General features: G+C 44.8%; 15 protein-coding genes and 4 tRNA genes (1 of these 19 running past the window's edge). 6 read left to right on the plus strand and 13 right to left on the minus strand.

Going from position 1 to position 16,807, the window contains the following annotated elements:
- Both NSU16_RS01020 and NSU16_RS01025 read left to right on the plus strand, forming a co-directional pair.
- A protein-coding gene (locus NSU16_RS01020; RefSeq protein ID WP_339191865.1) for a SulP family inorganic anion transporter crosses the window boundary here: on the plus strand, positions 1-764 show its 3' portion. 670 nt of this gene lie to the left of the window's left edge; the window shows 764 of its 1,434 coding nt (coding positions 671-1,434); its start codon lies off the left edge, out of view; it ends in the stop codon at positions 762-764.
- Between the two features lie 145 nt (positions 765-909).
- Positions 910-1,830 carry a bile acid:sodium symporter family protein gene (locus tag NSU16_RS01025; RefSeq protein WP_268444521.1) on the plus strand — a complete coding sequence of 307 codons (921 nt, stop codon included), beginning with the start codon at positions 910-912 and terminating at the stop codon, positions 1,828-1,830.
- Positions 1,831-1,840: 10 nt separating this feature from the next.
- Here NSU16_RS01025 and NSU16_RS01030 read toward each other — a convergent pair whose 3' ends face one another.
- The 13 genes from NSU16_RS01030 to NSU16_RS01090 form a co-directional block, all read right to left on the minus strand.
- Positions 1,841-2,593 carry an alpha/beta hydrolase-fold protein gene (locus NSU16_RS01030; RefSeq protein ID WP_339191866.1) on the minus strand — a complete coding sequence of 251 codons (753 nt, stop codon included), beginning with the start codon at positions 2,591-2,593 and terminating at the stop codon, positions 1,841-1,843.
- Positions 2,590-3,600: an iron ABC transporter permease FeuC gene (gene feuC / locus NSU16_RS01035; protein WP_168746791.1), complete on the minus strand. Its 1,011-nt coding sequence runs from the start codon at positions 3,598-3,600 to the stop codon at positions 2,590-2,592. The genes NSU16_RS01030 and feuC overlap by 4 nt, the downstream gene beginning before the upstream one ends.
- The gene (locus tag NSU16_RS01040) at positions 3,593-4,597 is read right to left on the minus strand and encodes an iron ABC transporter permease (protein ID WP_168746792.1); all 1,005 of its coding nucleotides are present in this window, start codon (positions 4,595-4,597) and stop codon (positions 3,593-3,595) included. Before NSU16_RS01040 ends, feuC begins: the two co-directional genes overlap by 8 nt.
- 18 nt (positions 4,598-4,615) lie before the next feature.
- Positions 4,616-5,569 carry an iron ABC transporter substrate-binding protein FeuA gene (feuA, locus tag NSU16_RS01045; protein WP_339191867.1) on the minus strand — a complete coding sequence of 318 codons (954 nt, stop codon included), beginning with the start codon at positions 5,567-5,569 and terminating at the stop codon, positions 4,616-4,618.
- A gap of 90 nt (positions 5,570-5,659) precedes the next feature.
- Positions 5,660-7,252 carry an AraC family transcriptional regulator gene (locus NSU16_RS01050; RefSeq protein WP_339191868.1) on the minus strand — a complete coding sequence of 531 codons (1,593 nt, stop codon included), beginning with the start codon at positions 7,250-7,252 and terminating at the stop codon, positions 5,660-5,662.
- A 201-nt stretch (positions 7,253-7,453) separates the two neighbouring features.
- Positions 7,454-8,698, minus strand: a complete 1,245-nt coding sequence (locus NSU16_RS01055) for an exo-beta-N-acetylmuramidase NamZ domain-containing protein (protein ID WP_010332804.1) — start codon at positions 8,696-8,698, stop codon at positions 7,454-7,456.
- A 13-nt stretch (positions 8,699-8,711) separates the two neighbouring features.
- Entirely contained in the window at positions 8,712-10,640 is a 1,929-nt protein-coding gene (locus NSU16_RS01060) for a glycoside hydrolase family 3 N-terminal domain-containing protein (protein ID WP_339191869.1), read from the minus strand.
- Positions 10,641-10,662: 22 nt separating this feature from the next.
- Positions 10,663-12,000: a penicillin binding protein PBP4B gene (gene pbp4b, locus NSU16_RS01065; RefSeq protein WP_010332806.1), complete on the minus strand. Its 1,338-nt coding sequence runs from the start codon at positions 11,998-12,000 to the stop codon at positions 10,663-10,665.
- 54 nt (positions 12,001-12,054) lie between these two features.
- Entirely contained in the window at positions 12,055-13,422 is a 1,368-nt protein-coding gene (locus NSU16_RS01070) for a PTS transporter subunit EIIC (protein ID WP_229149521.1), read from the minus strand.
- 25 nt (positions 13,423-13,447) lie between these two features.
- Positions 13,448-14,299 carry a MurR/RpiR family transcriptional regulator gene (locus tag NSU16_RS01075; RefSeq protein WP_168746798.1) on the minus strand — a complete coding sequence of 284 codons (852 nt, stop codon included), beginning with the start codon at positions 14,297-14,299 and terminating at the stop codon, positions 13,448-13,450.
- 15 nt (positions 14,300-14,314) lie between these two features.
- The gene (gene murQ, locus NSU16_RS01080; protein ID WP_326219999.1) at positions 14,315-15,229 is read right to left on the minus strand and encodes an N-acetylmuramic acid 6-phosphate etherase; all 915 of its coding nucleotides are present in this window, start codon (positions 15,227-15,229) and stop codon (positions 14,315-14,317) included.
- A gap of 111 nt (positions 15,230-15,340) precedes the next feature.
- Positions 15,341-15,823, minus strand: coding sequence for a GNAT family N-acetyltransferase (locus NSU16_RS01085; RefSeq protein WP_339191870.1), 483 nt, complete (start codon positions 15,821-15,823; stop codon positions 15,341-15,343).
- A gap of 11 nt (positions 15,824-15,834) precedes the next feature.
- Positions 15,835-16,290, minus strand: coding sequence for a DUF523 domain-containing protein (locus tag NSU16_RS01090; protein ID WP_168746801.1), 456 nt, complete (start codon positions 16,288-16,290; stop codon positions 15,835-15,837).
- 181 nt (positions 16,291-16,471) lie between these two features.
- Here NSU16_RS01090 and NSU16_RS01095 point away from each other — a divergent pair.
- The 4 genes from NSU16_RS01095 to NSU16_RS01110 all read left to right on the plus strand — a co-directional run bounded on the left by NSU16_RS01095 (position 16,472) and on the right by NSU16_RS01110 (position 16,806).
- Positions 16,472-16,546: transfer RNA gene (locus tag NSU16_RS01095), tRNA-Glu, on the plus strand.
- 3 nt (positions 16,547-16,549) lie between these two features.
- Positions 16,550-16,625, plus strand: a tRNA-Val gene (locus NSU16_RS01100).
- A gap of 4 nt (positions 16,626-16,629) precedes the next feature.
- Positions 16,630-16,702, plus strand: a tRNA-Thr gene (locus NSU16_RS01105).
- Between the two features lie 19 nt (positions 16,703-16,721).
- Positions 16,722-16,806 (plus strand) — tRNA-Tyr (locus NSU16_RS01110).
- The last annotated feature ends 1 nt before the right edge of the window (position 16,807 follow it).

Here is a 16,807-nt window from a genome sequence, read left to right on the forward strand (position 1 = left end):
CCATTGCTTTGGCGTTTGTCGGTTTGCTTGAGTCTTTGCTGACTGCACAGATTATTGATGAAATGACGGATACAGACAGTGATAAAAATAAAGAGAGCCGCGGACAGGGAATCGCAAATATCGTCACTGGATTTTTTGGCGGTATGGCGGGCTGCGCTATGATCGGACAATCTGTTATTAATACAAAAGCGGGCGGTCGCGGGCGGTTATCAGCCTTTATTGCCGGTGCTTTTCTTATGTTTTTAATTGCCGTTTTGAGTCAGGTTGTTGTAAAAATTCCGATGGCTGCGTTAGTGGCTGTTATGGTTATGGTGTCTGTCGGCACATTTGATTGGTCTTCTTTAAAAGGCTTGAAAAAAGCGCCGATCACAGATTCAATTGTAATGGTTGTGACGGTGATTACGGTTGTCGTGACGGATGACTTATCGAAAGGCGTATTCGTCGGTGTTCTGTTAAGTGCCGTTTTCTTTGTAGCCAAAATCTCGAAGCTGAAAATCGTTTCTCATGCAGAGGATCAAAAGCTGAGAACGTATCAAGTCAAGGGACAGATCTTTTTTGCGTCAGTGACTGATCTTACAAATGCGTTTATCTTTGATGAGGATATCGAACGAGTTGTCATTGACTTGACCGATGCTCACGTATGGGATGATTCAGGAGCGGCTGCGCTTGATAAAATTGTCGCAAAGTTTAAAGAGCAAGGAATTGAAGCTGAGTTAAAAGGGCTGAACAATGCAAGTAAAGCCCTTATGAAACAGATGGCATAAAAGTGTGAAAGTCCAGATTGATGAGATCTGGGCTTTTTTATATAACATATGGTTGAACTGCATTGATATAATAGAGAGAAAGAAATTTTTAATAGGGGACTTGTATATGATGCTTCAGAAGCTGAACCGTGTATTGGGGAAAGTCATGCCGCTTTTGACACCGACTAGTGTTGTGCTTGGCGTCCTGCTGTCTCAGTTTTTAAATGGATATGAAAGCGCGGTGCCTTGGATATTTGCGTTTATTACGTTTGCGGGCAGCTTGAGTGCGAACTTTCAATCTTTGAGACACGCCTTGGCGCACCCTCTTCCTATGATTCTTGCATTATTTGTTCTTCATATTTTTATGCCGCTTTTCGCCTGGGGCAGCGGACATCTCATATTTCAAGGCGATCCATTAACGATCACCGGTTTGACATTAGCTGTTGTCATTCCTACAGGGATTACGAGCTTGATTTGGGCTGCTATGTACAAAGGGAATGTCGGTTTGACGCTTTCTATCATATTGATTGATACCGTGCTGTCGCCGTTAATCGTTCCGCTGAGTCTTTCTGTACTGGCCGGTGCCCAGGTTCACATGGATGTCTGGGGAATGATGAAGGGTCTGGTTGTGATGGTGGTGATTCCTTCATTCCTGGGCATGCTGTTTAATCAGATGTCATCTCCAGAAAGAACCGCAGCATTGAGCAGTACGCTATCACCCTTTTCAAAGCTGTGCCTGATGGCCGTGATTGCGATTAACAGCTCTGTGATAGCTCCTTATTTCAAAGCGATTGATTTAAGATTTTTAGGGATTGCTGTTACTGTTTTTTGTATCGCGTTAACCGGGTATGCTGCCGCGTGGCTTATCGGAAAAATGATGAAAAGGCGGCAGGAGGAAATTGTCTCTCTTATTTTTACGGGTGGCATGAGGAATATCAGTGCCGGCGCTGTTCTTGCCGTCACTTTCTTTCCGTCCCAGGTAGCCGTTCCGGTTGTGATTGGCATGCTGTTTCAGCAAATCCTGGCTGCTTTGTTCGGCTATATGCTGAACCGATTCGAATTAAAACCCGTCTTGCAGAAGGCATGAAAAAAACCGCTCATATGATAGAGCGGTTTTTTCCGTATAGCCATTCAAGGGCATTGATAAATTGTTTACAGAAATACTTGCGGTGGTGCACCGCCCCTTTCTCAATGACGAGACACAGCTGATCTTGAGTGAACCCTTTTTCTTTTAGGCTCTCGTATACATATTTTGTTTTTTGCAGCATCGTCTGCTGAATCGATTGTTTTCCAGCGCCTTCTTCACTGCCGACAGACATATAAATACGCGTTGAACCGGGCCTTACAGCGGCAGTATCTATGGTTTCTGCTGCGTTCTCGTACCAGTATGAACTTGAAAGAGATCCTATATTTCCAAATAATGATGGATGTCTCAGAAAGGCGAACATCGAGATGAGGCCGCCTAATGAGGCGCCGATTATACCTCTGGATTGTGCTCTTCTGGAGACATTCCAATTTTCTTCCACAAACGGAATGAGCCGGTTTGTTATTTCAGATAGATAGTCAGACCCCTTACCGCCGAAGTCTGGAAACTGATCACTGAGTGATGCGGCGGGCCAAGGAGTGTACTCGTCAATTCGATTTTTAGGCTCTATACCGATCAGCACGAGCTCAGGCACCCTGTTTTGATGGAACCTGCCTTCTATCAGTTCTAGTTGATCTTGAAACAAAGAACCGCCATCCTGTACGTAAACAGAAGGAAATGCCCTGCTGTCCGTACTGTAGGAAGGGGGAAGATACAGCTTGAACATCCTGTCGCCCGCCTTATGCTCTGATAAAGATCCGTTCAAACGTTCTCCCCCTTTTTTTGTTTGAAAAGCAGGTATAAGAAATACGGAACACCGAGTATCGCCAAAATAATGCCGGCTGGCACTTCTGCGGGCTGGAAAAACAGTTTCCCGGCAAAATCCGCGCTCAATACAAGCAGCATGCCGATCAAGCCGCTCAAAGGCAAAATATAGCGGTGTTCGATACCGGCCAATCTCCGGGAAATATGGGGCGCGATTAAGCCGACAAATGCCATGCTTCCCGCCACAGAGACACAGGCGCTGATGATGGCGACACAGGCGACGAGCAGAATGGTTTTTTCTTTATTTGATGATATGCCAAGGCTTCTGACCGTGTCTTCGTCAAAGCGGATGGTATCAAGCAAACGAGACTTGGCCAAAAGAATAGGAATAAACAGCAGCATCCACGGAAGAACAGCTGTGATATATGTCCAGTTTGCCGACCAGATGCTTCCGTTTTTCCATACCATGGCCATTTCATAATCTTGCGGGTCCATTTTTAAGGATAAAAACAAAGACAAGGCGCTGAAGCCTGAATTAATCGCGATTCCTACCAGAATAATTCTGCCTGAATCTAAATTGCCTCTGTTCCAAGCGAATATGTAAATCATGACTGCAGCAGCCAGTCCGCCGATCAGGCCGAAAAACGGCATTCCCATCGCCGCGACGATTGAGGTTACTTCCTTCTGGCCTTGGAACAACAGCATAAACGCCACAATGCCTGCCCCTGCTCCGGCATTGATTCCCAATATTCCCGGGTCTGCAAGGCCGTTTCGTGTGATGGCCTGAATGACAGCTCCTGCTATGCCAAGTCCGAGTCCGATAATGGCTGCCATGACAATCCGCGGAAGTCTTAAGTCAAACAGCAAAACTTCATACTGCGGATTGGGATTGATCTGAAAGAGAGTGGAGAGCAGCTCTGTCGGACGAACAGAAAATGATCCGCTGGTCATGCTGAAATAGCTGACAAGGAGAATCAATATGATTAACACTGCATATTTTTTAGCCATTTTGCTCTCCTCCTTTTCGTTTGATCAAATAAAGGAAGAAAGGAACGCCGATAATAGAAGTCACAACCTCAATCGGTGTTTCAAATGGGTAATTGATAAATCTGCTGGCGAGATCGCACAGCGTTAAAAAGATTCCGCCCAAAATGCAGGAACAAGGAATCAGTCTGTTATAATCCGAGCCGACGAGAAATCTCGTGATATGCGGAACGACTAAACCGACAAACGCAATTTTTCCGGCAAGCGCTACGGCACTTCCGGTTAAAATGATGACAGAGAGCATTGCCATGATTTTGATCGTTTTTTTCTTTTGGCCCAAACTCTTAGAAATATCGTCGCCTAGTGAAACAGCGGTCACCTTTTTGCTGAGAGAGACAGCTATGACGATACCAGCAAGAAAAAATGGAACGGCAAGCTTCAGAAATTCGGGGCTCATTTGATGAAGTCTGGCGCTGTACCAGAAACTCAAATCCTGTGAAATCTGAAAATAGATCGATATGGCAGCTGCTAAACTATTTAGCAGCATGCTTGTGACAGTGCCAATGATGGCTAGCTGTACAGGCGTAAACCCGTTAGGCAGCATTGTTGCCAGACCGAATACCAATGCAGCTCCAAATGCGGAGCCGATAAAAGAGTAAATGATCATTTCAAGCGAAGATGATTGCGGAAGCAGAACCATACAAAGCGTGATGATAAAGGCGGAACCATCTGAAACACCCATAATTGAGGGCGATGCCAAATAATTGCGTGTGATGCCTTGCATGAGCGCTCCAGATACAGCAAGGGCTGCCCCAATGAGCAGAGCGCCGGCAGCCCTTGGAATCCGGGAGTGCCATATGATTTGATGGTCTGTGTTTCCCGGATCAAAATGAAAAAGTGATGCAAAGACCATATCAGCATTAAGCTGCTTTGCGCCATAGAGGACGGAAAGCAGCAATGATAATGCAATAGCAAATGGAGAAGTAATCAAAATGATACGTGTCCACTGTTTTGAATACATACAAAAACCTACTCTAATTTAGTCTTGTGTTAATTTTTCAGATGCCGCTTTCAGGAAGCGGACTTTGCTCCAAGCCGTACCGCCTTGTGCGAGAGGATCAACTGAATTGACGTACACATGATCTTCTTTGACTGCTGTGAGGCTTTTCCAGATTGGATTTTTCTCTAAATCTTTTAATGCATCAGGTTGATCCGCATTTTCATTATCAGAAAATTGGACGAAAATGTGGTCAGGGTTCATTTCACTGAGTTTTTCTAATGAAATCAGCTCTTGCGCTTTTGCGGCTTTGACTTCATTCGGCGCTTTAAGGCCTAAGTCGCCATAAAGAGTTGAGTTGAAGTACACTTGTTCAGGATAAATGTAAATATTTCCTTGTCTGATTCTGATGACAAGCGCTTTTGAATTTTTTGCTTGTTTATCGATTTTCGTTTTTGTTTCTTTTAGATCTTGTTCATAGTCGGCAATGATTTTTTTGGCTTTTTTCTCTTTTCCGGTCAGCTGGGCAAGCAGCATCATGTTTTCCTTCCAGTTTGATGAGATGTGAGAAACCGGAATGGTCGTGCCGGCCGTGCTTATTTTTTGCAGGGTTTTCTCAGGGAACTTTGTAGATGCCAAGATCACATCTGGCTGCATCTCAAGAATTTTTTCAATGTTTGGTTCCATTTTTTCCCCTGTCGGTGTTGCTTTATCAGTGATGTCCTTAAACATTTCAGGGAATTTTCCTGAAAATGAGATTGCACCCTGCGGATGGACGTCAAGCAGTTTAGCGTCTTCCATGGATTCAACGCTACCCGTAATGGCAATCTTATCTGTCGGTACGTTTACTTCGTACGTTTTATCCAAATACTCGATTTTCTTTTTCTCGGACTTTGTGCCGCTCGCTTTGCTGGCAGAGGATTCTTCCTTGCTGCCGCAAGCTGCCGCCGTCAGGGCGAGAAGCAAGATTAATAAGGTAAGAGATAGCTTTTTCATCTATAGTGCCTCCTGTTCAATTGATAACTATTATCAATTGGAATTATAGAGAATGAACAGACATAACACCATGGACAAATTCCATATTTATCATGGACTATCGCCGGATAGCATAGATATGGTTTGCTGAACAATCCGCTCGTGCCCGCAAGCCGAGTATTCATTCCATGGGTCTGAAGAGAGCTGATACACACGTCCGTTCCGTACTGCGCTTAGGTTTTGCCATATTTCTGACTGTTGTAATTGCTGATAATAGGCAATGGTTTCTGGCTCTTTAAAAAGAAAGAGCATGATACAGTCAGCTTGGCAATTTGTGATGTCTTCTAATGAAATCGCTTGTTCTGAAGGCGTGTCAGCCGATTCAGCCGATTGGAACCCTAAATCTTCAAAGAAGACTTCGCGGACGCTGCGATTATGTGCCATATAAAAGCTCTGCTTGTGCAGACGAAGAAAGAGAAAGCGAAACTCTTGAGTGTGCAGCAATGTCTTTTTAGCGGCAGCGGTCTGCTTGTCATAGGCTGCGAGCCACTTTTCAGCTTCCGATTCTTCATTTAAAAACGAGGCGGTTTGCAGAAAGTGAGCTCTCCAGTTTTCTTCTGAAGGAAGGTAACATACTTCTGCAATGCTGTTCAGGCGCTTTTGTTCTTCTGAAGAGACAGAATCCATGCTGAAAATGATATCGGGTTTAGCTTGGGACAAGGTATGCAGGTTTTCCTCCCATTTTTCATTAAACCGGTATGCGTTGAGCTGAACTGGAATATCTGCTGAGTAATGCTGATAATAGTAAGCCGTCCATTTTGGATGGAGTGCGGCTGCAAACGGTATATGATGGAGAGGAATGAGCTGCCCCATTGTTCCCTTTCCATAGGCGGCTATTTTTTTCCGGCGTTTTTTCATATAGCTTGTTGGAGAACAGCCTGTGTGTTTTTTAAAGATTCTGCTGAAATAAAATTCATCTTGATAGCCGGTTTGATGGGCGATTTCCTTCAGTTTACAGTTGGATCTTGCCATGAGTCGCTTCGCTCGAGTGATTCGCGTTTTTGTGATAAATTCTGTTACGCTCTGACCTGTCCACTTTTTAAAGGTTTCGCTGTAATGCTTGGGGCTGATTCCCGCCATTTGTGAGAGCTGGCCTAGTGTAATTTTTCTATCGGCATGAGTTTCGATGTATTGTTTTGTTTTTTCGAGCGCTGTCTGTGTATCGCTTTGATCAGAGACATTGGCTGTGAATAGGTCATAAATCAGGCTCTGAACCTCGATCACACATTTCAATTGAGAAAGCTGTGATGAGTCTGTCCATATTTCAGCAAGTTCTTGAAGCCGGGCTGAAAGGTTTTCAATATGTGAAACATTCACAAGGTTTAGAGTGGATAAATCAGTTTCAGTGCATGGTTTTAAGAGATCTTGCTGGGTTTCCGCTGTATAGCAGTGAAGCCTGATCAGACAAACATCTATATTTCTGTCTTCTGCTGGTGTAATACCGAATGTCTCATGAGGCGGACAAACATACAGTGTCTTTTTTTGGAGAGGCGCGGTTCTCGTTCCGATAGAAATATGTCCATCTCCTTTTAAATGAAAGATCAGCACGAATGAGTCAACCAATTGCTGTTCTGAGAAGAGATCACTCGTTTTCTTCATATATTCAATTTGTACAGGATGATAAATCATTATTGAGTTTTGCAAGGAGAAGACCACCTTTTCAGAAACGCTCGCTTAATTGATAATCATTTTCAATAAGATTGTACCAAATAAATGAAAGTTTTCCTATATAAAGCGTGTTGTTTTTGTATATAAAAACCCTTGCCGCAAGAGCGGGCAAGGGAAAATGATCAAGCTTTTGTTGGGTAAGAGAATGTTACACGTGTAACATACCCTTCTTACGTCTTAATAAATGAGATATTGTTTTCTTGTTTTATTGAATTGCTTCAGCTGTTTTTGATAGGTGTCAATGATTTCATCAATTGAAGCACCGTTCACGATTTTCGTTCGAACCCAGCCGTTGCCAGCCAATTTATCAAATGAGCCAGACGCTAGGAACTTAAACTCATCAGGATAGAGGTCATGTATCATTTTAATAAGCGACAGTCCTGTTTTAACAGCTTCAAATTTCTCTCTGTCCGTAATAAAGAGCTGTACGCCGTGGCAAAGTGTTCCTTGATGTTTAGAGAACGTCGGAGTAAAGGAGGCAGCTCTAAATGTAACGCCAGGCAGACCAAGACTGTTCATTTTTTCTGCAAGCTCAGTGCTTTTGATAAAGGGAGCTCCGATCAACTCGAATGGTTTAGTCGTTCCCCGCCCTTCAGATACATTTGTTCCTTCAATTAACCCTGTTGCAGGGTACACAAATGTGCTCTCTGCGGTTGGCATGTTAGGCGACGGGAGAACGAATGGCAGTCTGGTTTCATCAAAGTCCATAGAGCGTTTCCAGTGCTTCATTTTCACGACTGACACATCAGCACCAATATTAAATTCCTTGTTGAATAGTAAAGCCAATTCTCCAATGGTCATCCCGTGCTTTAATGGAATGGGATAGAGTCCGACAAAGGATGCGTACTCGGGCTCCAGCACCGGTCCTTCAACCTTTTTTCCGCCTTGGGGATTCGGGCGGTCCAGCACGATAAAAGGAATTCCGTTTTCTTTTGCGGCTTCCATTGCATAGGCCATTGTATAAATGTACGTATAGTAACGAGTCCCGACGTCCTGGATGTCAAATATAAGAACATCGACATGTTTCAGCATATCAGGAGTGGGTTTTTTCGTTTTTCCGTAAAGACTGTATACGGGAACCCCGGTTTTTTCGTCAATGTAAGAGCCTACTTCGTCTCCTGCTTGAGCGTCGCCGCGAACGCCGTGCTCAGGCCCGAATAAAGCTGTCAGCTGAATATCGGGGTCTTCGTAAAGAATATCTACGCTGCTTTTAAGGGATGCACTCACACCTGTTGGGTTGGTGATCAGGCCGACTCTTTTTCCCTTTAGCTGCTTTTTGTGTTGGGACAAGAGGATATCAATGCCGGTCTGGACTTTAGGTTTTTTTGCTGTTTGTTTTGCCGATTCAGGTGTAGCAGTGGCAGCCGTCATTGTTCCGAACATCATAAGCCCTGCGAGAAGAACCAATACCGTTTTTTTCATATGTTCCTCCTTATTAAAGCGGTTTTCCCGTTTTGATGTTTACTCCATAGCCATATGGATAAAGGATGTCTCCTGGTTTTGTGACGGAAGGAATGTCGACTGGCAGCGTGCCCTTTGGCTTTGATTGTCCGAAGATCGCTTTAACCCCGGCCGGAATATTCGGCTGAAGATAACGGCCGTTTGCATATCCTTTAAAACCATAGACGGCAATCAAGGCTCTGGCTTCTTCGAAATTGGCGGCATCATATGGATTCCGCAGACTCATTAAGACAAATTGCTTTTTGTGCTGCAGTGCGGCATTCATGACAGCTCTCGGAAAAGCGGTGGCCCATTTGCTTGAATCTGTTACCGTGTCGTCGATGACACCGTCGTTGACGACAGGGTCATTTTTTACAACGTAAGAGCCTGTAATGATATAATCAGCTTCTTTTACTTGTTTTTCATACTCAGCATTAAATACCTTTTCTGCAAAGTTGATTTTGGTAAGAGAAACAGATTTGATTTTTTTTCGCTGCATTAAATCGTGAATGGTTTTTTCAATGGATGCTGATTGTTCCTCGTAAGGTACGGCAATTAAGATTCGGCTGCCTTTTTTGGGTTTGAACGGCAAGGTATGCTGATCATTTTTTAATACTGTCACTGCCTTTTCAGCAATTTTTTGCTCTGTCTTCGTATGGTGTTTGCTTCCCACTGTTTTGAGCGCTTTCTTCACCTTTTTATCTATACTGCTGTCATTCTGAGCGGGGTAAATACCGCGTTTTATTTTCAGGGAAATGATTCTTTCCACCGATTTGTTGATTTGCTGTAAGGGAATGTCCCCTTTCTCGACAGCTTCTTTTAAGGAGCCAATTATGCTTGCAAATTTATGTTCATTTTTCAGAGATGTAACTGAGGCAGGCATTAACGCAATATCAACACCGGCCTTTATGGCCATGACGACCGCCTCTTCCTGGCCGAAATGATCTGCTATGGCTTTCATATTGAGAGCATCAGTGACGATTACACCGCCAAACCCCATTTCCTCCCGAAGCAGCCCGGTCATTACTTTCTTTGAAAGTGTAGCGGGAACCATAATATCTGATTCGTCAAGCTTGCTTTTATATGTGGTATCGTCAAAGGCTGGAAATTGAACATGAGCTGTCATCACCATGTCTGCTCCTGCATCAATCGCTTTTTGAAAAGGATAGAGTTCAACCTCACGAAGCCGTTCCTGGCTATGAGAAACGAGCGGCAGTCCATAATGGCTGTCAACGTCAGTGTCGCCATGTCCCGGGAAATGCTTAAGAGCAGAGGCGATATGTTGCCGTTGCAAACCTTTCATAGAATATAGACCGAGTCGTGCTGTCAGTTCACGATCAGAACTGAATGATCTTACACCGATCACAGGATTATCAGGGTTATTATTAATATCTAAGACTGGGCTGAAATCTGTATTGATGCCTAAGACAGAAAGCTCTTTTCCAATCATGCTGCCGGTCTGATATGCATTGATTCTGCTTCTTGTTGCGCCAAGCGCCATATTGCCTGGGAAATGAGTGCCCTCCCCTAATCTCGTCACGATCCCGCCTTCTTGATCAATGCTGAGTAAGAGCGGAATCTTAGGGCCGGCCTTTTGATATGCGTCTGTCAGCCGTACCGTTTGCTCAGTTGTTTCTACATTTTCTGCAAATAGTATGACGCCGCCGAATTGATATTTCTTGATGAGGCCAGCGACTTCCTCATTCATTTCTGTGAAGGCTTTCGGAGAAGTCTCACCTTCCTTTTGCCAGTTTCTGAAATCCGGCATCAGCATCTGGCCAAGTTTTTCATCTAACGTCATATGATCAACGATCTGTTTGGCGTCAGCTGAGCCGCGGGGTTTCGCTTTAGCTGTCTGATTGACGCCGAGAACACATGAAAGAAAAAGGACGGTGGAAAGGATCAGCGAAATGACAGGTTTCATAACAACTTCCTCCTATCGTCAATTATTTCATTGCTTCATAAATCGCGGTGATGACGCTTCCGTACCTGCCTGTTGAAAATTGATCACCCTCAAACACGTTAGGATTTTCCGCTGGATCAGCGACTGGTGAATGCTTTTTATTTGTTAACAAAGCAATGCCTAAATTGTATGCCGGATCAATGATGGTAACCGTTCCTGTCCAGCCAGTATGTCCGTACGCATTTTCGCTTGCATAAGGGCCAAACATCCATTCCATGCTTTTACTGCCGTTTCGCCGCCATCCAAGGCCGAATGTCGGATCTGTTGCTGATGGCGCCGTAAATAGGTCAGCTGTTTTCTGATTGAATAATGAAACGTTTCGGTACGTTCCTTTGTTTAACATGACTTGAAGCAGAATCGCCATATCATCAGCGTTTGAAAACAGTCCGGCGTGGCCTGAAACGCCTTCCATCGAATAGAATGCTTTTTCGTCATGTACTTCTCCTTGCAGCGTGTCTGTGCGGATATGAGGAAAATGGATAACACCGTCTCGTGTATTGCCCATACGTTCAGTGGCTGCAAACTGTTTTGCTGTAAAGCCTTTTTGCAGCGGATTGTACAACGTATGCTTCAGCCCCAGCGGTTTGTAGAGCTCTTGTTCCGTATAGACATCAAGCGGTTTGCCGGTGAGTTTTTCGACAATACAGCCGAGAAGCATGTATCCAATGTCACTGTATATGTGTTTTGTTCCTGTTTCATAATCCAGCGGGATTTTCATCAAGTATTCAATGGTTTTCTCCCGCTCTTGCGAATAATACATGCCGGCTTTTTCCGGGTTATAAAAGTAGAAACTGGATGGCAGCCCAGATTGGTGCTGCAGGACATCAATGACACGAATGTTATCTTTTCCTTTGATGCGATCTGTAGGCTGATCCTTGAAATCAGGTAAATAAGCGGATACCTTTTTATAAACGTCGAGTTTGCCTTGGCTGACTAAGCGCTGTAAAGCAAAATTGGTCGCATACATTTTTGTATTTGATGCCAAGTCAAACATCGTGCGGGTTTTCATTTTTGCCGGACGGCGCAAGAGTTCAGCCCCGTCGTATTTTTTACTGTAGCCGTACGCTTCTTTTTTGATCATACGGCCGTCCTTCACGACGACTAGAACGGCGCCGGGGAATCCTGCTGCAATGTCCCGTTCAATCATCTGATCAACCTTCCTTAGTTTCTTCGACGAAAACTGTGCAGTTTCTGGATTTATTGTTTTCGGCTTAACCTGGTTGTCTGCTTGATGAAGGGCGGTGTGTGCGAAGGCTTCGTTCGGCGTCAGAATGGACACGGTTAAAATAGCGCTGAGTAATGCTAATGTCTTCGTTCTCACAAGCTTGCTCCTTTCCGTGTTTCTATGCCGTTACTATTCCTAAATTGTCATCATTTAATCGAACTGGGCAGCCATTTCATCTTTATATCCGAAAGCGTAGGTCAATAAAAAGCCTGCCGCATAGGAAATAAAGAGACCAATGATATATAAGATGATTTGTGAAGGCAGAACCAGAAAGGAGAGCGGCAATCCGGAGACGCCGAGTGCAATTGTGGCTACCTGAAAATAAGCTTGAAAAGCTCCGCCGATCCCCGCCCCTAAACATGCTGTCAAAAACGGACGGCCAAGCGGCAGCGTTACACCGAATATAAGCGGTTCACCGATGCCGAGCAGTCCTGAAGGAAGACCTCCTGTTATCGCTTTTCTCAGCGTTTTTTTCTTTGTTTTAACGAAGATGGCGAAGGCTGCGCCCACTTGTCCCGCGCCTCCCATGGCAAGGATAGGGAGAAGCGGGTCATCACCGATGGAATTGATGAGTTCCATGTGCACCGGCGTCAGGCCTTGATGTAGCCCCGTTACAACGAGAGGCAGGAAGGTCGCGCCCAGAATAAAGCCTGCAGCGATTCCGCCGATGTCTAAGATGGACAGAAGACCGGATGTGATGACATCTGAAATGAAACCGCCTAAAGGCATGAAAACGACATACGTCAATATTCCAGTGATCAAAAGTGAAACTGTTGGCGTTACGATAATATCGAGTGATTGAGGAATAAAGCGGCGGACGAATTGTTCGGTGTAAGCAATGAATATAGCTGCGAATAGAACGCCTATGAGGCCTCCCCTGCCGGGAAGAAGCTGTTCTCCGAATAAACTGATCTTTGCGATTTCCGGGTTAATGATCAGAATCCCTGCCAGAGCGCCGAGAGCGGGCGTTCCGCCAAATTCTTTTGACGCGTTAATGCCGACGAGAATACCGAGATAAGTGAACAGGCCTGATCCGATGACTGTCAATACAATTGCTGTTTGTGATTCTGCAGAGAGCCAGCCGGCTTGGGTTACCGCTTTGGTAATCCCGGTAATTAAACCTGAAGCGACGAGTGCGGGAATGAGAGGTATGAAGATGCTGGCTATTTTTCGTAAAAAAAGCTTAAACGGGGTGGCGTTCTTGCGATTGATCTCGGTTTTCTTTTTGGACGCGGCCTCTTTTAGATTGAAATCTTCTTCTGATGATACCAGCTTCGAAAAAGCGGCGGTGACATGATTAACGACACCAGTGCCGAGGATAATCTGCAGGGTTTCAGCTTCGACGACTCCAAGGACGCCATCAAGCTCTCTTAACGCCTTACTATCCGTTTTGCTGACATCGTAAGGCGTAATGCGCAAGCGGGTCATGCAATGCGTATAGGAAGAAATATTGGATTTCCCCCCGCATAGCTCAAGGATTTTTTCCGCCAGAATATTGTATTGTTTTTCTTTGCTCATACAAACCCCTCCCTTTCAAGATGCCTTATGTCTTTCTCATAGATTTGATTGCTTCTCTCGTTTTATCAATGTAGCTGACCGTTTCTTCATACTGCTCGGCCGCCATGCTTAAAAACAAAACATCAATCATAAAGAGCTGGGCGAGACGAGAGGAAGTCGCTGCGCTTCGAATCAGGGCCTCGTTGGAATGGGCTGTATATAATGAAACGTCGGCTAATACGGAGACGGAAGTTTGACTATATTGTGTGAGGCTGATGATTGTGACGCCTTTTTTCTTTGCCATCGAAAGCAGCTCGATGATTTCCTGTGTTTCACCTGAAAACGAAATGGCAAATACAATGTCTTTTTTATCTGCATTTGCGATTAAAGATGCCACGAGATGAGTGTCCGTGAAAGCAGTCGCCTGTTTATGAATTCGAAGCCATTTTTGCTGGGCGTCCTTGGCGACAATGCCCGAGGCGCCAAGGCCGATGAAATGTACAGTGTTCGCTTGAAGCAGCAGAGAAACAGCGCGCTCAAGCTCTTGATAATCCACGAGATCTGAGGTGTCTTGAATTGCTTGAATGGCATTGCCGGCTGCTTTTTCAGAGATGGAAGGCAGTGATTCATGAGGGGCGATGTCCCGGTAGCCTTGAACAGCAGGTTTTGCCAGATCACCCGCTACCCTCATTTTTAAATCCTGAAATCCTTTTAGTCCCAGTGACTTGCAGAGCCTGATGACGGCAGCGTCACTTGAATTAGCTAAGGCGCTGATTTCGCTGACTGTGCTTTCTATCGCTTTGTGGGGATGGGCTAATATGTAGTCTGCAAGTTTACGCTCTGATTGTGGCAGCTTGTGTTTCATCGATTGAATAATAGCTAAACCGCCTGTCGCCATTACTGTCTCTCCTTATCATGAATAGTAGTTTTCAATTGCTTTGTCTATAAAACCGTTCGCTTCATCAAGCAATGTCTTCGCTTTGTCTTGATCTGTGCTGGTTTTGAGCATAACGATTGCTGTTTTGACATGAAGATTCGCCTGTTCAAGTGTGTATTGCGCTTTCTCATAAGAAACGTCTGTGAGGCTTTGGATGATGCTGATGGCGCGTTCTTTTAATTTTTTGTTGCTGACATTGACATCCACCATCAAGTTTTCGTAGACCTTGCCGATTTTGACCATTACAGCGGTCGATATCATGTTTAGAATCATTTTATGAGCGGTTGCGGCTTTCATACGTGTCGAGCCTGTAATGACTTCTGGTCCGACCACGACCTCAATGCTGTGATCAGCGTGTTTGCTGATGGTGGAGTGTCTGTTACAGGTAAGGGAGATGGTGTTTGCTCCGATTTTGCGGGCGTATTTCAGCGCACCCGCTGCATAAGGCGTACGGCCGCTTGCTGCAATCGCAATCACTGTATCGGCTGAGGTGAGATGGATGGATCGTAAATCCTCGGCCCCTGCTTCTTCATGATCTTCAATCCCCTCAGCCGCCTGCAAAAATGCGTTGGGACCGCCAGCCATTAATCCGATTACCTGATCAGGACTGACGCTGTAGGTCGGAGGACATTCAACTGCGTCCATCACACCGAGTCGGCCGCTAGTGCCTGCACCTGCGTAAATGAGCCGTCCGCCATTTTGAAAGGATTCATACGCGCATTCGACCGCTGCTTCGATATCGGGGAGGACATGCTGAACGGCGGCAGCGACTTTGATATCTTCATTGTTAATCATTTTTAAGATATCGAGGGTATTTGCTTTGTGTATTTCCATTGTTTGGCTATTGCGTGATTCCGTTGTAAGGCTGTGAAGATTCAATTGTTCTGACATGAGGATGCCCCCTGTATAAAAAATAAATATATCTCAATATTCAGTATATTCATTTCTGTTATGATATTTCAACTATCATTTTTAATTTTTGAAACTTTATTTCAAAAGGGGTTATAAAAAATAATGAAGTATCAGCTGTTCGCCGAGCGGCCCGATTTTTCGGCGTCCTTTATCAAGAAATCCAGTTTTCATATAAAGCTGCTTTGCACGGGTGTTCAGGTGATTGACGGCTAAAATGATTTCATCGCACCATGGGAAATACCCGTTAACAAAGGAGGGTAGCTGGAGCATGGCTTTTTTCGCATAGCCTTGTCCGTGGTGAGCGGAGTTTAATGATAAGGAACTGAGCAATAAAGCAAATGGATTGTTGGAATAGGGAGCAATGATTCCTTTTGACGTATGTAGAATGAAAAAGCCTATTGGCAGATCACCTTTTAAGATGACAACAGGATAGCGCTCCTGTATGCTTAGGGCCTGAGTCAGCACCTCTTTAGGGAGAGCGGTAAAGCGTTTGTCATCATTGTGTAAAGTAAATGCGTAAAGCTCAGGTAAATGCTCAGGCTTATAGAAGGATAAAGAGATATCTTGCGTCATGATGAGCCTCCTTACAATATATCGTCTAGCTGGTTTTCAGAAATTACACGGTACCCCGCTTGTTTTAATAGAGCGGCGGTTACTCCATTTCCAGCGATTTTTTTGCCTGAAAATGAGCCATTATAGATGAAATTGCTACCGCATGATGGGCTGTTTTCTTTCAATATGACGGCAGAGGCGTTAATTTTTTTTGCATAGGCCAATGTTTGGGCCGCGCCCTTCATATATAAATCTGTTACATCTTCTCCTGAAGACGTTATGATTTTCGCGCATCCATTAAGAACATCCTCACCAGTGCCTCCGATGATTTCTGCTGGTTCCCGGGGAGTGGAGAAGCCGCCGAGAAGTTCAGGGCAAGCCATCACTGCTTGTTTTTCTTCAATCAGTTTTCGAATTTTCTCTGATGCGGCATGCGAACCGTTGTATCTGCATTCAATGCCCCCGAGGCAAGAGCTGACTAGTATCATATTGGTTTCTCCTCTCTTGATTCGATCTATATCTATCTTAAGATAAATGATAAATGTTGGGAGGCTTTTTCAGTTAAAAAAGGGGTTAAAAAGTTTGAAAATAAAAAATTTAAATTTCCTCTTTACAAAAGGGGGGGAACCTGTATATAATAACTTTTGTCAGCTCGACGAGAACACAAACGGCCCGTTGGTCAAGCGGTTAAGACACCGCCCTTTCACGGCGGTAACACGGGTTCGAATCCCGTACGGGTCACCATTTGGAGGATTAGCTCAGCTGGGAGAGCATCTGCCTTACAAGCAGAGGGTCGGCGGTTCGAGCCCGTCATCCTCCACCATCTTGCCGGTGTAGCTCAATTGGTAGAGCAACTGACTTGTAATCAGTAGGTTGGGGGTTCAAGTCCTCTTGCCGGCACTGTTTTTCCTAAAAATATGGAGGGGTAGCGAAGTGGCTAAACGCGGCGGACTGTAAATCCGCTCCCTCAGGGTTCGGCAGTTCGAATCTGCCCCCCTCCACCAT

This window comes from Bacillus sp. FSL K6-1003 (assembly GCF_037964945.1).
Lineage (GTDB): Bacteria > Bacillota > Bacilli > Bacillales > Bacillaceae > Bacillus > Bacillus mojavensis.

What these genes read in the sequence shown, in the direction of transcription:
- NSU16_RS01060 (WP_339191869.1), bottom strand. Translation starts at nt 10,640, where the DNA reads ATGAAACCTGTCATTTCGCTGATCCTTTCCACCGTCCTTTTTCTTTCA.
- feuC (WP_168746791.1), bottom strand. Translation starts at nt 3,600, where the DNA reads ATGGCTAAAAAATATGCAGTGTTAATCATATTGATTCTCCTTGTCAGC.
- NSU16_RS01055 (WP_010332804.1), bottom strand. Translation starts at nt 8,698, where the DNA reads ATGAAAAAAACGGTATTGGTTCTTCTCGCAGGGCTTATGATGTTCGGA.
- NSU16_RS01040 (WP_168746792.1), bottom strand. Translation starts at nt 4,597, where the DNA reads ATGTATTCAAAACAGTGGACACGTATCATTTTGATTACTTCTCCATTT.
- NSU16_RS01075 (WP_168746798.1), bottom strand. Translation starts at nt 14,299, where the DNA reads ATGGCGACAGGCGGTTTAGCTATTATTCAATCGATGAAACACAAGCTG.
- feuA (WP_339191867.1), bottom strand. Translation starts at nt 5,569, where the DNA reads ATGAAAAAGCTATCTCTTACCTTATTAATCTTGCTTCTCGCCCTGACG.
- NSU16_RS01085 (WP_339191870.1), bottom strand. Translation starts at nt 15,823, where the DNA reads ATGACGCAAGATATCTCTTTATCCTTCTATAAGCCTGAGCATTTACCT.
- NSU16_RS01025 (WP_268444521.1), top strand. Translation starts at nt 910, where the DNA reads ATGCCGCTTTTGACACCGACTAGTGTTGTGCTTGGCGTCCTGCTGTCT.
- NSU16_RS01090 (WP_168746801.1), bottom strand. Translation starts at nt 16,290, where the DNA reads ATGATACTAGTCAGCTCTTGCCTCGGGGGCATTGAATGCAGATACAAC.
- NSU16_RS01070 (WP_229149521.1), bottom strand. Translation starts at nt 13,422, where the DNA reads ATGAGCAAAGAAAAACAATACAATATTCTGGCGGAAAAAATCCTTGAG.
- murQ (WP_326219999.1), bottom strand. Translation starts at nt 15,229, where the DNA reads ATGTCAGAACAATTGAATCTTCACAGCCTTACAACGGAATCACGCAAT.